This window comes from Streptomyces sp. NPDC060064 (assembly GCF_042736455.1).
Lineage (GTDB): Bacteria > Actinomycetota > Actinomycetes > Streptomycetales > Streptomycetaceae > Streptomyces.
The window spans coordinates 75,280-89,971 of record NZ_JBHWWF010000003.1; the positions used below are offsets into that span (position 1 = coordinate 75,280).

The following is a 14,692-nucleotide window of genomic DNA, read 5'->3' on the forward strand; positions in this document are numbered from 1 at the left end:
GGTTCTCCTTCACCGCACCGGCTCGTTCACATCGCCCAGGAGCAGCCTCAGCCGCGCCACTCCGCGTGCGGCATGGGACCGAGCCGTGCCCACCGGGCACCCGAGCGCCTCCGCCACCTGCCCCTCGGGCAGGTCCTGGTAGTAGCGCAGCACCACCGCCACCCTCTGCTTCGGCGACAACTGGGCCAGCGCGGCCTCCAGTCGAGAACGCTCCACCACGTCCGCGGACACATCGCGGACCATCGCCGCCTCGGGCAGCTGTTCGACGGGGCGTTCACCCCACCAACGCCGCTGTCCCGAGCGTGCCGCCGCGCGCACCATCACCTTGCGGACGTACGGCTCCGGTGCGTCGTCCGCCACTTTGGGCCAGACGAACCAGAGCTTGACCAAGGACTCCTGCAACAAGTCCTCGGCCCGATGCCGATCGCCTCCGACGAGCAGGCGGGCCAGGTGGACCAGCACCGACCAGCGGGCAGCCACGAACTCGTCGAACGCACGGGCTCGACTCTGCTCCATTCGCACTGTCCCTGTTCTCGCCGGTCGCCTACACCCTTTAGAAGGCACTGGCACGCGGCCCACGATGCAGCTGCGGCCCGTGATCTGAATCACAGGGCATGTCGACGACGAGCGCGCGAGATGCTCCTCCGTCCACCCCCGCCGGACGGCCCCGTCCCCCCACGGGCGCCGGTGTGACCTGGGCGTGGGCGATCGTTCCGTCCTTGCTCACCAGGCCACTTGGTGAACGGCTCGGAGACACTCGCCACTTACGGCGCCTTCTTCAACCCCACTATCAGAGCGCCGATCTCGGACTTGTTGGCCGCGGGGGTCGGTTTCCGACCGCCGGGCGCCTCGAAGACGACCCGCGCGGTCGCACCGGCGGTCCGCTCCTACAAGGCCATCGCCGGCTGCCTCGGCTGGCCCACCCCGGCCAAGCCCGTGAAGGCGGGCGCCCCGGTCCACGGCGCACCGCCCGCACTGATCCTCCAGTCCACCCACCAGGCCCTCGCCCCCCACCGCGCGGGCGCGGCCATGGCCGCCCAACTGCCCGGCAGCGTCGTACTCGGCCGCGAAGGCGACGACTACAGCATGTTCCTGGTCTCCGAGTGCGTCCAGAAGGCCACCAACCGCTACCTGACCACCCGCGCGCTGCCCGCACCCGGCACCACCTGCACCGACTGAGAAGCAGCGTCTTGCCGAAGGTGACCGTCGGCCGCGCGCCCGACGTCATCCAGGTCTTCGGAGCCCTCTGAGTGGTGACCTCACCGCTCAGAGGGCAGCGAGCGGGGCGGCGATTGAGCCACAAAGCCATCGCAACCCAGGTGCGGAACGGCACACATGTCTTCCGTAAGTGGCTGACACGGTCGACGGCCCAACGACGGCCCAACGACGGCCCAATGACGGCCCAATGACGGCCCAATGACGGCCCAAGACGGAGAAAAGACCTCCTGACCGGGAAATGCCTCAGATGTCCCGGAAGATCTCGATCTGCGCGCCCACCGAGTTGAGGCGCTCCGCCAGATCCTCGTAACCCCGGTTGATGACGTACACATTGCGCAGTACGGACGTGCCCTCGGCCGCCATCATCGCCAGCAGCACCACCACGGCAGGCCGCAGTGCGGGCGGGCACATCATCTCGGCCGCGCGCCAGCGGGTCGGGCCCTCGACCAGGACGCGGTGCGGGTCGAGCAGCTGGAGGCGGCCGCCCAGGCGGTTGAGGTCCGTCAGATAGATCGCGCGGTTGTCGTAGACCCAGTCGTGGATCAGCGTCTTGCCCTCGGCGACCGCCGCGATCGCCGCGAAGAACGGGACATTGTCGATGTTCAGACCGGGGAAGGGCATCGGGTGGATCTTGTCGATCGGCGCCTCCAGTTTGGAGGGCCGGACCGTCAGATCCACCAGCCGGGTGCGGCCGTTGTCCGCCGCGTACTCCGGCGAGCGGTCGTGGTCGAGGCCCATCTCCTCCAGCACCGCGAGCTCGATCTCCATGAACTCGATCGGGACACGGCGGATGGTGAGTTCGGACTCGGTGACGACCGCGGCGGCGAGCAGGCTCATCGCCTCGACCGGGTCCTCGGAGGGGCAGTAGTCGACGTCCACGTCGATGGTCGGCACGCCGTGCACCGTGAGCGTGGTCGTCCCGATCCCCTCGACCCTGACGCCCAGCGCCTCCAGGAAGAAGCACAGATCCTGGACCATGTAATTGGAGGAGGCGTTGCGGATGACGGTCACACCGTCGTGCCGGGCCGCGGCCAGCAGCGCGTTCTCGGTCACGGTGTCGCCGCGTTCGGTCAGGACGATCGGGCGGTCGGGCGCGGTCGTGCCCTCCACCTTCGCGTGGTACAGCCCCTCGGTCGCGGTGATGTCGAGACCGAAGCGGCGCAGCGCGATCATGTGCGGCTCGATGGTCCGCGTACCGAGGTCGCAGCCGCCGGCGTACGGCAGCCTGAACGTGTCCATCCGGTGCAGCAGCGGACCGAGGAACATGATGATCGACCGGGTCCGGCGGGCGGCCTCCGCGTCGATGGCGTCCATGTCGAGCTGCGCGGGCGGCACGATCTCCAGATCCACGCCCTCGTTGATCCAACGGGTGCGCACCCCGATGGAGTTGAGCACCTCGAGCAGCCGGAAGACTTCCTCGATACGGGCGACTCGGCGCAGCACCGTACGGCCCTTGTTGAGCAGCGAGCCGCAGAGCAGCGCCACACACGCGTTCTTGCTCGTCTTGACATCGATGGCGCCGGAGAGCCGGCGTCGGCCGACCACCCGAAGGTGCATGGGCCCGGCGTAGCCGAGCGAGACGATCTCGCTGTCGAGCGCTTCACCGATGCGCGCGATCATCTCAAGACTGATGTTCTGGTTGCCGCGTTCGATGCGATTCACCGCGCTCTGGCTGGTGCCGAGTGCCTCGGCCAACTGCGTCTGTGTCCAGCCCCGATGCTGACGGGCGTCACGGATGAGCTTGCCGATGCGTACGAGGTAGTCGTCTGCCATGGCTGCACGCTATCTCACATATGAGATGTGATCGCGCATGGGTAGGCCGTCAGGGTGACAGCCGGTGGGCAGCCGGGCGTCGCGGTTCGTGCGGCGGGAGTTCGGCCATCTGCGCCGGTGGCGTTTGGAAGACGAGGCGGTCGCGCCCGGCGTCGACATGAGCAAATCCGGGCGCATCCTTCATGAAGGCGCCGTCCGCGTCCGCGTCCCGGCTGTGGAGGAGCACATGCGCGCCGCCGAACATGCTCCGATACTGAGCCGGGCGCAAGGGCGCGGCAAGCGCACCGCCGCCGTACGGGCACCCCGCCCGTGTCTTCGATTGCCTGCACGACAGGGACGACCTCGCAGACGCCGAACCCGACACCCTGCGCTACAGGCTGTGGCACCTGCCCGCCCGCCGCACCCACCTGAACTTCCTCAACCCGCCGGCAGAACAAGAAAGGAGAAACCCGCACCTGTCTGAGGGCGTCACTACGGGATCCGGCCATCAACGCTGGGGGCCTGCTGCTTCCAGCTTGTCAAGGACGCGGACTGTGACTACCGCATAGAGAACATGCGGGATGATGTCTGAGACCCAGTCCGAGGTTGCCCAGGTCCGTGGATCCGTGATTCCCAAAAGAACAATCGGCGCATTTGTGACAGTTAGGGCAAAGAGAGACGCAACGGCATAGCGGGAAGCCTTCGTCGGAGGCCAACCAGCAGCCTGTGCCAATGACAGCGCCGCCCCCATGCCCAGCCCCACGGTGTATCCGGTCAAGGGGCCAAGGCCGGCGATCCGGTTCTCCAGGATCTGATCGTCCCCGGGGATTCGAATGCGGAGCTTCGCAGCAAGGCTCCGCACTGTGATCTCAGGTGTATCGCTGATGGGCCGGCCTCGAAGCGCAACGTCGGCATAACCTGCGATATTGAGCGCGGTCGTACCGGCGAGTCCCGCAACAGCGCCGTGAAGAAGCGGCCGCATAACTCTGATCATGGGCGGTCCTCCTGCTGAGCAATCAATCTCGAGTCGGTGACCCGTACCCCGAGGCTGAGTTTCAAGAGTCCCCTTTCCGTGGACGCTCCGCATCACGGGACGTGTGAGTGGACGACGGCGGGACCAGCGATAGGAGCGTCCGCAGGGCCCCCGGTTCGGGGCTGCCGGTCAGCCGGGCCCGGGAAGGGAGCGTCGGGCGTTCGGGCAACCTCGGCGGCGGTCAGATTTTCGGCGACCCCGGACGCAGCGACATTGGAGCGCAAGTGGTCGGGACGTGCCGGGGATGACGACTATGGAGAGAGAGCGGCGCAGCAGCCAGGCCGACGTGACCTGGGCCGACGTGGCGCCGAGGCGCTTTGCCGGCCCGTCAGCTCGTGGTAGCTGCTGAGCCGACCCGAGGCCGGCGGTAAGTAGGGAACGAACAAGATGCCCTGGGCCTCGAACTGTTCGTGCGCGTCGCCTTCGTCAGCCGCTTCGCGGCGGTCGCGGTCCGCTCCCGGGGAGCGCGCGGCTCGATGCCGGTGCCCTTGACCGCCTTGGCGAACTCGGCGTCGAACCGCTCCTGCCGAGCGCGCGGCCGAGTTTCGTCGGTCCGCAAGCGAGACGGTTTCATCCGCAGGCCCGAGGGTGACGTTCCTCCTCGGCGCAGCTGCTCCTTGCAGTTGTCAGAATCGCGCTCGCGACAACCTCGAAGAGGTGATCGGCGCGTGGCGCGAGCGAGGGTTGATCGCCGAGCCAAGCGAGCATGGCTACCAGCGCAAACAAATCGGCGCCATCGATATCGCTCCGCGCCATGCCCGCGGCCTGGGCACGGGTGAGGAGCCGCGCACCGGCTGCGCGCAGGGTGACGCACGAAGCGTGGAGTGCGGATTCGGTGTCATCGATGGCGGCTGCCATCAGCACGGTCACGCCCCGATACTCGGTTGTCCACGCCACGCAGTCGCGTAGCCACGAAACGAGAGCGTCTTCGGGCGAGCTCGATGTCTCGAGCTCGCCTGCCTTTGCCGTCAGTTCGTCGAAGCTCGTGCGGAGCAGGGCATCGAGCAGCGCCTCGCGCGTCGGGAAGTGACGCAGCAGCGTCGCGAGCCCGACATCGGCCCGGCGTGCGATGTCGCGCAGTGACACGTCGACGCCTTGCTCGGTGATGGCGGTTCCCGCTACTGCGAGCAGGTGGTCGCGGTTCTTCCTGGCGTCGGCCCGCATCTGTCCCTCTTGACTTCCGGATCAGTGGTCCATATATTCGGATCAGTGGTCCGGAAAAACGGACCATTGGTTCACTTAGTTTACCCCGCGAGAGACGCAGGAGAGAGAGCTGTGCCGAAACAGACCATGAAAGCGATCCGGCTGCACGAGTTCGGCGGCCCTGAGGTGCTGCGTCATGAGGAGGTGCCGGTTCCCGAGCCGGGGCCGGGTGAGGTGCTCGTGCGCGTGCACGCGGTCGGCATCAACCCTCCCGACTGGTACGCACGCGAGGGAATGCCCGACATACCCCCCGAGCTCAAGCCCCCGTTCCATCTCCCCCTGATTCCGGGGACCGACGTCTCAGGCGTCGTGGAAGCCGTCTCCGCCGACGTCAACGGCTTCGCGGTCGGAGACGAGGTGTTCGGCCTTCTGCGCTTCCCCACCGTTCTCCAGGGCGGCGCGTACGCCGAGTACGTCACCGCGCCGGCGTCCGACCTCGCCCGCAAGCTGGCCGGCATCGACCACGTGCACGCCGCCGCCCTGGCCATGTCGGGGTTGACGGCGTGGCAGTTCTTGATCGAGCTCGGGCACGATCATCCCTCGCCGTTCCAAGAGGCCCAGCACCGCCCGATGGCACTCGACAGCGAGAGCACGGTGCTCATCAACGGCGCTGCCGGTGGCGTGGGGCACCTCGCTCTCCAGCTGGCCAAGTGGAAGGGGGTCCGCGTCATCGCCGTGGCCTCCGGCGCCCACGAGACGTTCCTGCGCGAGCTCGGCGCCGACGAGTTCATCGACTACACCAAGGAGCGGCCCGAAGAGGTCGTCCGTGACGTCGACCTGGTCCTGGACGCCGTCGGGGGTCCCGACAGCAGGCGCTTCCTGCGCACCCTCAAGCGCGGCGGGTCCCTCTACCCGGTGTACTTCGGCCAGTTCGACGACGAGGAGAACGCGGAGCTGGGTGTCACGGTCACGGCCGTGACGGTCCGCTCGAGCGGCGCGCAGCTCGCCGAACTGGCGAGCTTGCTTGACGCGGGGAAGATTCGCGTCGCGATCGACAGCACGTTCCCGCTCGCGGATGCCCGGGCGGCGCACGAGCGCGCCGCCCGGGGGCACATCCAGGGCAAGATCGTGCTCACGGTCGCTTAGCAACCCGGGGTCACCTTCGCCGGCCCCGGTGTCGGAGAACTGCTGCACTCCGCCACTATCACCGTCGCCGGCGAGGTACCCATCGAACGGCTCTGGCACGCCGTACTTCCTGTACCTCAACTACTCACACCCGTATTCGATCAGGTTTCGAGGCCAGACCGTCAGCGACTGGGCGCGTACAGCCACCCAGCACCCCCATCGCGATTACCCGCACGACCGGGTTCACTGAGGCAGAAGGCGAAACGCTGGGTTCGCTGAGTAAACGCCTCGATTGGATGAGAGCGGTCAAGCGAGGTCCGGGCATGACCCGGCAGCGGTCATGTACTAGAGTTATCTCGACATCGAGATATCTGCCGAAGGCGTACCGCGGCCGCCAATCGATAAGGGTTACCTAACTAAGCCTTACCTTAGCGGATCGGCGAGGAGCCGTGGCGGCAGCATTGTGGTAGGTACGCGCACATTGATGAAGGAGACTGTCGTGTCGGCGAACAGCTTCGACGCCCGCAGCACGCTGCGCGTGGGCGACGAGTCGTACGAGATCTTCAAGCTGGACAAGGTCGAGGGCTCCGCGCGCCTCCCCTACAGCCTGAAGGTGCTGCTGGAGAACCTTCTCCGCACTGAGGACGGCGCGAACATCACCGCCGACCACATCCGGGCGCTCGGCGGCTGGGACTCCCAGGCGCAGCCCAGCCAGGAGATCCAGTTCACGCCGGCCCGCGTGATCATGCAGGACTTCACCGGTGTGCCGTGTGTCGTGGACCTCGCCACCATGCGTGAGGCCGTGAAGGAGCTCGGCGGCGACCCGGCGAAGATCAACCCGCTCGCGCCCGCCGAGCTGGTCATCGACCACTCCGTGATCGCCGACAAGTTCGGTACGAAGGACTCCTTCGCGCAGAACGTGGAGCTGGAGTACGGCCGCAACAAGGAGCGTTACCAGTTCCTGCGCTGGGGCCAGACCGCCTTCGACGAGTTCAAGGTCGTCCCGCCCGGCACCGGCATCGTCCACCAGGTCAACATCGAGCACCTCGCGCGTACGGTCATGGTCCGGGGCGGCCAGGCGTACCCCGACACTCTTGTCGGCACCGACTCGCACACCACCATGGTCAACGGCCTCGGTGTGCTGGGCTGGGGCGTCGGCGGCATCGAGGCCGAGGCCGCGATGCTCGGCCAGCCGGTCTCGATGCTCATTCCGCGCGTCGTCGGCTTCAAGCTGACCGGTGAGCTGAAGCCCGGCACCACCGCCACCGACCTGGTGCTCACGATCACCGAGATGCTGCGCAAGCACGGCGTCGTCGGCAAGTTCGTCGAGTTCTACGGTGAGGGTGTCGCCGCCACCTCGCTCGCCAACCGCGCCACCATCGGCAACATGTCGCCGGAGTTCGGCTCCACCGCCGCGATCTTCCCGATCGACGACGAGACGCTGAAATACCTCAAGCTGACCGGCCGCAGCGAGCAGCAGGTCGCGCTGGTCGAGGCGTACGCCAAGGAGCAGGGCCTCTGGCTGGACCCGTCCGCCGAGCCCGACTTCTCCGAGAAGCTGGAGCTCGACCTCGCGACGGTCGTCCCCTCCATCGCCGGCCCGAAGCGCCCGCAGGACCGTATCGTCCTCGCCAACGCCGCCCAGCAGTTCGCCCAGGACGTCCGCAACTACGTCGAGGACGACGACGAGGCGGGCAAGGAGTCCTTCCCGGCCTCCGACGCGCCGGCCGAGCACAACGGCGTCCCGACCCGCCCGACCACGGTCACCGCCCCCGACGGCACGACGTACGAGATCGACCACGGCGCCGTCACCGTCGCCGCGATCACCTCCTGCACCAACACCTCGAACCCGTACGTCATGGTCGCCGCCGCGCTCGTGGCGAAGAAGGCCGTGGAGAAGGGCCTGACCCGCAAGCCGTGGGTCAAGACCACCCTCGCCCCGGGCTCCAAGGTCGTCACCGACTACTTCGACAAGGCGGGCCTGACCCCGTACCTCGACAAGGTCGGCTTCAACCTCGTCGGCTACGGCTGCACCACCTGCATCGGCAACTCCGGCCCGCTGCCGGACGAGGTCTCCAAGGCCGTCAACGACCACGACCTGGCCGTGACGTCGGTGCTCTCCGGCAACCGCAACTTCGAGGGCCGGATCAACCCCGACGTCAAGATGAACTACCTGGCCTCCCCGCCGCTGGTCGTCGCGTACGCCCTCGCCGGCTCCATGAAGGTGGACATCACCAAGGACGCGCTCGGCATCGACCAGGACGGCAAGCCGGTCTTCCTCGAGGACATCTGGCCGACCGAGGCCGAGGTCAACGACGTCGTCGCCAACTCCATCGGCGAGGACATGTTCAACAAGTCCTACCAGGACGTCTTCGCGGGCGACGCCCAGTGGCAGGCTCTGCCGATCCCGACCGGCAACACCTTCGAGTGGGACCCGCAGTCCACCTACGTGCGCAAGCCCCCGTACTTCGAGGGCATGACGATGGAGACCACCCCGGTCGAGGACATCACCGGCGCCCGGGTGCTCGCCAAGCTCGGCGACTCGGTCACCACCGACCACATCTCCCCGGCCGGTGCCATCAAGGCCGACACCCCGGCCGGCAAGTACCTCACGGAGCACGGCGTCGAGCGCCGCGACTTCAACTCCTACGGCTCGCGCCGAGGCAACCACGAGGTCATGATCCGCGGCACGTTCGCCAACATCCGGCTGCGCAACCAGATCGCGCCGGGCACCGAAGGCGGCTACACCCGCGACTTCACCCAGGACGGCGCCCCGGTGTCGTTCATCTACGACGCCTCGCAGAACTACCAGGCCGCCGGCACCCCGCTGGCGATCCTGGCGGGCAAGGAGTACGGCTCCGGCTCGTCCCGCGACTGGGCCGCCAAGGGCACCGCGCTGCTCGGCGTCAAGGCCGTCATCGCCGAGTCGTACGAGCGCATCCACCGCTCGAACCTCATCGGCATGGGCGTCCTGCCGCTGCAGTTCCCGGAGGGCGCTTCCGCGCAGACCCTCGGTCTGACCGGCGAGGAGACCTTCTCCTTCACCGGTGTGACCGAGCTGAACAACGGCACCACGCCGCGCACGGTCAAGGTCACCACCGACACGGGTGTGGAGTTCGACGCGGTCGTCCGTATCGACACCCCCGGTGAGGCGGACTACTACCGCAACGGCGGCATCATGCAGTACGTGCTGCGGAACCTGATCCGCAAGTAAGCACGGCAGCACGGCAGCACGGCGTAGGCAGCAAAAGGGCCGCATCCCCGGTGACGGGGATGCGGCCCTTCCGTGTGGACTACGGTGCCGACAGCTGCCGGATCAGAACAGCTTGGGGTAGATGTTGAAGCCCGCGCCGACCTTGACGCGAGGGGTGTTGAACGGGGCGGTGGCCTTGCCGCTGCCCTTGTACATCCACAGCGCGCCCGCGGCGTCGCGCACGACGACGTCCGCCAGGCCGTCCAGGTTCAGGTCACCGTTGGCGATGACCTTGTTGTAGATGTTCCAGCCGGCGCCGACCTTGGTGCGGGCCGAGAAGGGCGCGGCGGCGTTGCCCGTGCCCTTGTAGAGCCACAGCGCGCCGGTCTTGTCCTTGGCGAGGATGTCCGCGCGGCCGTCGCCGGACAGGTCGGCCTTGCCGGTGATGTGCGAGTAGGCGTTCCAGCCGGGACCGACCTTCACCCGCGCGGTGACCGTGCCGTTGCTGTTGCCCTTGTAGAGCCAGAGCACACCGGCGTTGTCCCGGGCGAGGATGTCGTCCTGCACGGTGCCGCCGAGGTTGCCCGGCGACAGGACCAGGTTGTAGATGTTCCAACCCTTGCCCACCTGGCGGCTGCTCGTGTCGTCGGCAAAGAAGACGTTGCCGGCGGTGTCCCAGCTCCAGGCGCCGTCGTACTTGCCGTCCGCATTGAGGTCCATCGAGGCCACGTTCTTGACCGGGCCCCAGCCGCTCGAGACGTAGCTGCGGGCGGCGAAGCTGCCCTTCCCGTTGGGGCCGTAGAGGTAGGCGTCGGACTTCTTGTCCACCGCCCAGAGCAGGTAGACCGGGGCGGCGGCCTGTGCCGCGGCGGGCGCGTTCGACGGCGCCGCAAGCAGGCGGCTGACGTCGACGCCCTTCAGTGGCTGAGGAGCCGGGGTGTCGGCCACAGCGGCCCCGGTTGAGGTGCCGACCAGGGCAGCGGCTATGGCTGCGACGGCGAGACGCGACAGCACGCGTCCGCGCTTACGGCCGGGAAGATTGGCCACGTATGTGCTCCATGTGTGTGATGAGGCGCGATATACCTCAGGTGGTCATCGCAGGATCTTCATGATCGTTGCACAACATCCTTACGAGTCAATCGATTTGAAGGGGAATGAGTGGGTCCGTAGCGGGCCCGGTAGGGGACAAAAGGGCCCGCACCCGGTGGGGCCGGGTGCGGGCCTGTGGTGATGTGTGACGCACTCGATACGTCAGGAGAGCAGCTCGACCTCCGCGAGCGTCGCCGCCGTATCTGCAGCCACAAGGCGGTACTTCGCGTACGCGCCAGGGTTCCCGACGGTGAAGACGCGGGTCTGCCTGTCCCAGGCGAAGGTCTGACCGGTCCGCCTGTCCAGGTCCTGCCAGGCCGTCCCGTCATTCGAGCCCTGCAGCACCCAGCCCGTCGGGGCCTTGTCCTTCGTGGCCGAGGTGAGGGTGTACTGCACCGCGCGGGTCCTCGACGCCACCGGCAGCTCCGCCGACTGGAACGACGACTGAGTCGCGGAGGAGTTGTCGAAGAGCGGACCGTCCGCCGCGATCACATCGTGGCGCGGCGACGGCACCTTGTCGTCCTGGGTGATGGAGACCGGGGCGGCGTTCTTGCCCGTACCCCAGGAGGACGGCTTCGGGCCCATCGCGAACTCCAGCGTGCCGCCCCGCGCGATCAGATCGTGCGGCAGAGCCGTGGAGTTCCAGGTCCTGCCGTTCACCTTCAGAGCCTGGACATAGATGTTCTGCGCGCTGTTCTTCGGGGCCTTGACCACCAGGTCGCGGCCGTTCTCCAGATGGACGGTCGCCTTGGTGAAGAGCGGCGCCCCGATCGCGTACTCGCCACTGCCCATCACCAGCGGATAGAAGCCGAGCGCGGAGAAGAGATACCAGGCGGACTGCTCGCCGTTGTCCTCGTCGCCGTGGTAGCCCTGTCCGATCTCGCTGCCGGTGTAGAGGCGGGAGAGCACCTCGCGCACCTTCTCCTGGGTCTTCCAGGGCTGCGAGGCGGCGTTGTACATGTACGTGACGTGGTGCGCGACCTGGTTGGAGTGGCCGTACATACCCATCCGTACGTCACGGGCCTCCGTCATCTCATGGATGACGCTGCCGTAGGAACCGACGAACTCGGGCGAGGCCGTCTCCGGGGTGGAGAAGTAGGTGTCGAGCTTCTTGCCGAGACCGGAGCGGCCGCCGTAGAGATTGGCCAGACCGCGCGAGTCCTGAGGTGCGGTGAACGCGTATCCGTAACCGTTTGTCTCGGTGTAGTCATAGCCCCACACCCGCGGGTCGTACTGGTCGGACGGAACCCGCCAGTCGCCCTTGGGATCACGGCCCTGGAAGAAGCCGGCCTTGGAGTCGAAGAGCGTGACGTAGTTACGGGCCCGGTTGAGGAAGTACTCGGACTCCTCCTTGTATCGGGCGTTCTTGGTCTTCTTGTAGAGGGCCTGGCCCATCTTCGACAGGCCGTAGTCGTTGAGGTAGCCCTCCAGCGACCAGGACAGGCCCTCATGCGTGTCGGTGGAGGCGTAGCCGAGGAACGATGAGGTCTCCATGCCCTTGCGGCCGACGCCCGAGCTGGGCGGTACCACGGTCGCGTTCTTCAGCGCCGCCTCGTACGCAGCCTCGGCGTCGAAGTCCACGCCCTTGACGTACGCGTCGGCGAAGGCCACGTCCGAGCTGGTGCCGGTCATCAGGTCGGCATAGCCCGGCGAGGACCAGCGGGAGATCCAGCCGCCGTCCTTGTACTGCTGGACGAAGCCGTCCACCAGCTCGCCCGCCTTCTTCGGAGTGAGGAAGGAGTATGCGGGCCAGGTCGTCCGGTAGGTGTCCCAGAAGCCGTTGTTGACGTAGACCCTGCCGTCGACGATCTTCGCGCCGGTACGGGTCGGCGTGTCGGGGCCCGTCATCGGCGAGAACGGGCTCGCGTACTGCTGCTTGGGACGGGACGTGGTGCCGGTGTTCTCGAACCCGGAGTTGGGATAGAGGTAGAGCCGGTACAGGCTGGAGTAGAGCGTGGTGAGCTGGTCCCGGTTGGCGCCCTCGACCTCGACCCTGCCGAGCAGATCGTCCCAGGCGTCCTGCGCGCGCTCCTTCACCCGATCGAAGCGGGTGCCGGCCGGAATCTCGGCGGCGAGGTTCTTCTTCGCCTGGTCGACACTGATCAGTGACGTGGCCAGGCGCAGATTGACCGTGCGGTCCGTGCCCGCCGCGAAGCGGAGATGGCCGGTGACGCCGTCGGCGCCCGACGCGGTGACCGGCGCGTCGAAGACGCCGTACACGAAGAGCCGGGTGGCGCCCGTGGACAGCCCGCTCTTGACATCCGAGAAACCGGTGAAGGAGCTGGTGCCCGGATCGAGGGTCAGGCCGCCTTCCTTGGTGACGTTGTCGAAGACGACGCTCGCATCGTCACCGGGATAGGTGAACCGCATCATCGCCGCGTGATCGGTCGGGGCCAGCTCCGCCTTGAGGCCGTTCTCGAACGTGACGCCGTAGTAGTGCGGACGCGCGGTCTCCTTCTCGTGGCGGAAGGGGAGGGCGCGCTTGACCCGGTCGGTGTCCGGGGTGCTGGCGGCCGCGGACGGCATCAGCTGGAAGGTCTGCCGGTCACCCATCCACGGGCTCGGCTCATGGCTGGCGCTGAAGGCCTGCACGGTCGGCAGATTGTCCGCGTTGTTGCCGCGCGCGTACTCGTACAGCCAGCCCTTGGACGCGGAGTTCGTCGCCGGAGTCCAGAAGTTGAAGCCATGCGGGACGGCGGTGGCGGGGAAGGTGTTGCCGCGCGAGAAGGAGCCGCTGGAGTTGGTGCCGCGGAGGGTCGAGGCGTAGTCCGAAAGGTGGGCAAGCCGCTTCTCCGGAGCCTTGGACGCCAGGGCGATGTCGTCGATCCAGCCCTGGAACTTCGCCGGGCCCTTGGGGGAGTCGTACGCCACCAGGATCCGGTCGACCGTCTTGCCGGCCGCGACCGTGCCGATCCTGGACGCGACCTGGTTCCACTGGTTGACGTAGAGCCTCTTGGCGGCGCCCTGGCCCTGCGGGGTCAGCAGCCCGCCGTGGGAGTCGGTGGCCTTCAGATCACTCAGATAGCTGCCGTCGGTGAAGGCAAGATCCACCGACACATTCGTGGCCGGGTAGTTGAGATCCGTCTCCGGCAGGGACGGGAAGATCCGGTACGAGAGTTCGGTGTCACGGCGTACGGCCGTGTTGACGTCGAAGACCTTGTTGTACGAGTAGGCCCGGCCGCCCGGCTTGTGGGTACCGGCGTACTTCAGAGCCCGCTTGCCGGTGAATCCGGCATTCGCCTTGGCGGTGGGGGAGCCGCCGGGGCCGCGGTCGACCTGGGTGCGCATATCGACCGGCACGGGCGTGCTGGTGTCGCCGTTGGAGAACTGGACATCGGCGAGCTGGGTGGCATCGGAGGCACCGTTGTTCTTGGTGATCTCCAGGCGATAGTGCGCGTACGCCGTCACGTTCGCCGCATCGGCGATGTCGTACGTCTTGGTCTCGAAGCGCTTTTCAAAGGCCTGGCCCTCGCGGGTGTCCAGGACCTTCCACTCCTTGCCGTCGGCGGACCCCTTCAGGGTCCAGTCCCTGGGGTCGCGCTCGGCGTGGTCGTTCGCGGATGTCAGCGCATAGGTGACGACCTTGACCGGCGCATCCGCGTCGAACTCGATCCAGGCGGTGGGCTCGAATCCCAGCCATTTGGTGCCCGGCTGGAGATCGACCAGATTCTCCTTGGTCTCGCCTGCGCCGGAGTTTTCGTCGCTGGCGCGCAGTTCTATTACCTTGTCGGTGACGTTGCCCGGAATCCCACTGGAGAATCCGCCATCGACTCCTTCTGCCCGTTTCTGTCCGTCCGCTCCGATATCAACGGTATTACGCCAGTCCGGCTGGGGTTCGTCCGCTTCGAAGGAGGAGTGGAACTCCCCGTCGCGTCCGTCGGGTTGGGCGGGCCGGGCGATGGCGGCCGACTGGGCCGTCACCACGAGAAGTGATGCGGCCACCACCACCGCGGCCGTATGGGCGTGTCTGTGCCGAGGTCCGGTTCTGGGCTGCATCCTGATCTTTTCCTCCCGTGGAAAAGTGTTGGACAACGTTGTCAGGCGCGATCCGCAGGATCCAGTAGGGAGGCAAGTGCGCGGTGGTGTCAAGGGTGTTGAATATCCGGGATATCCGCGAGGTCTCAACTCGGGAAAGACTG

At 67.2% G+C, this 14,692-nt stretch carries 10 protein-coding genes; 3 read left to right on the forward strand and 7 right to left on the reverse strand.

All coding sequences use genetic code 11. The features are described 5' to 3' along the window. Nucleotides 1–9: 9 nt before the first annotated feature. A complete protein-coding gene (locus tag ACFWDI_RS04620) occupies nucleotides 10–516 on the reverse strand; it encodes a SigE family RNA polymerase sigma factor (RefSeq protein WP_385301308.1) in 507 nt (168 codons plus the stop codon). Nucleotides 517–738: 222 nt separating this feature from the next. Here ACFWDI_RS04620 and ACFWDI_RS04625 point away from each other — a divergent pair, with 222 nt between their 5' ends. Next, nucleotides 739–1,179, forward strand: coding sequence for an alpha/beta hydrolase (locus ACFWDI_RS04625; RefSeq protein ID WP_385301309.1), 441 nt, complete (start codon nucleotides 739–741; stop codon nucleotides 1,177–1,179). 282 nt (nucleotides 1,180–1,461) lie between these two features. On the opposite strand, the gene ACFWDI_RS04630 is transcribed toward ACFWDI_RS04625, so the two are convergent. The 4 genes from ACFWDI_RS04630 to ACFWDI_RS04645 form a co-directional block, all read right to left on the reverse strand. Continuing rightward, complete coding sequence (locus ACFWDI_RS04630) at nucleotides 1,462–2,991, reverse strand: helix-turn-helix domain-containing protein (RefSeq protein WP_385301310.1); 1,530 nt, start codon at nucleotides 2,989–2,991, stop codon at nucleotides 1,462–1,464. A 49-nt stretch (nucleotides 2,992–3,040) separates the two neighbouring features. Then, nucleotides 3,041–3,235 (reverse strand): hypothetical protein, encoded by a 195-nt coding sequence (locus ACFWDI_RS04635; protein WP_385301312.1) that lies wholly within the window; start codon nucleotides 3,233–3,235, stop codon nucleotides 3,041–3,043. Between the two features lie 243 nt (nucleotides 3,236–3,478). Next, nucleotides 3,479–3,964 (reverse strand): hypothetical protein, encoded by a 486-nt coding sequence (locus tag ACFWDI_RS04640; RefSeq protein WP_385301313.1) that lies wholly within the window; start codon nucleotides 3,962–3,964, stop codon nucleotides 3,479–3,481. A gap of 609 nt (nucleotides 3,965–4,573) precedes the next feature. Then, complete coding sequence (locus ACFWDI_RS04645) at nucleotides 4,574–5,167, reverse strand: TetR/AcrR family transcriptional regulator (RefSeq protein WP_385301315.1); 594 nt, start codon at nucleotides 5,165–5,167, stop codon at nucleotides 4,574–4,576. 126 nt (nucleotides 5,168–5,293) lie between these two features. Between ACFWDI_RS04645 and ACFWDI_RS04650 the strand changes: the two genes are divergently transcribed. Further along, nucleotides 5,294–6,292 (forward strand): NADP-dependent oxidoreductase, encoded by a 999-nt coding sequence (locus tag ACFWDI_RS04650; protein WP_385301629.1) that lies wholly within the window; start codon nucleotides 5,294–5,296, stop codon nucleotides 6,290–6,292. A 478-nt stretch (nucleotides 6,293–6,770) separates the two neighbouring features. Then, nucleotides 6,771–9,485 (forward strand): aconitate hydratase AcnA, encoded by a 2,715-nt coding sequence (gene acnA / locus ACFWDI_RS04655; RefSeq protein WP_385301316.1) that lies wholly within the window; start codon nucleotides 6,771–6,773, stop codon nucleotides 9,483–9,485. A 102-nt stretch (nucleotides 9,486–9,587) separates the two neighbouring features. Here acnA and ACFWDI_RS04660 read toward each other — a convergent pair whose 3' ends face one another. Then, a complete protein-coding gene (locus ACFWDI_RS04660; RefSeq protein WP_385301317.1) occupies nucleotides 9,588–10,511 on the reverse strand; it encodes an FG-GAP repeat domain-containing protein in 924 nt (307 codons plus the stop codon). Nucleotides 10,512–10,715: 204 nt separating this feature from the next. Then, nucleotides 10,716–14,549 (reverse strand): GH92 family glycosyl hydrolase, encoded by a 3,834-nt coding sequence (locus ACFWDI_RS04665; protein WP_385301318.1) that lies wholly within the window; start codon nucleotides 14,547–14,549, stop codon nucleotides 10,716–10,718. Nucleotides 14,550–14,692: the final 143 nt, after the last annotated feature.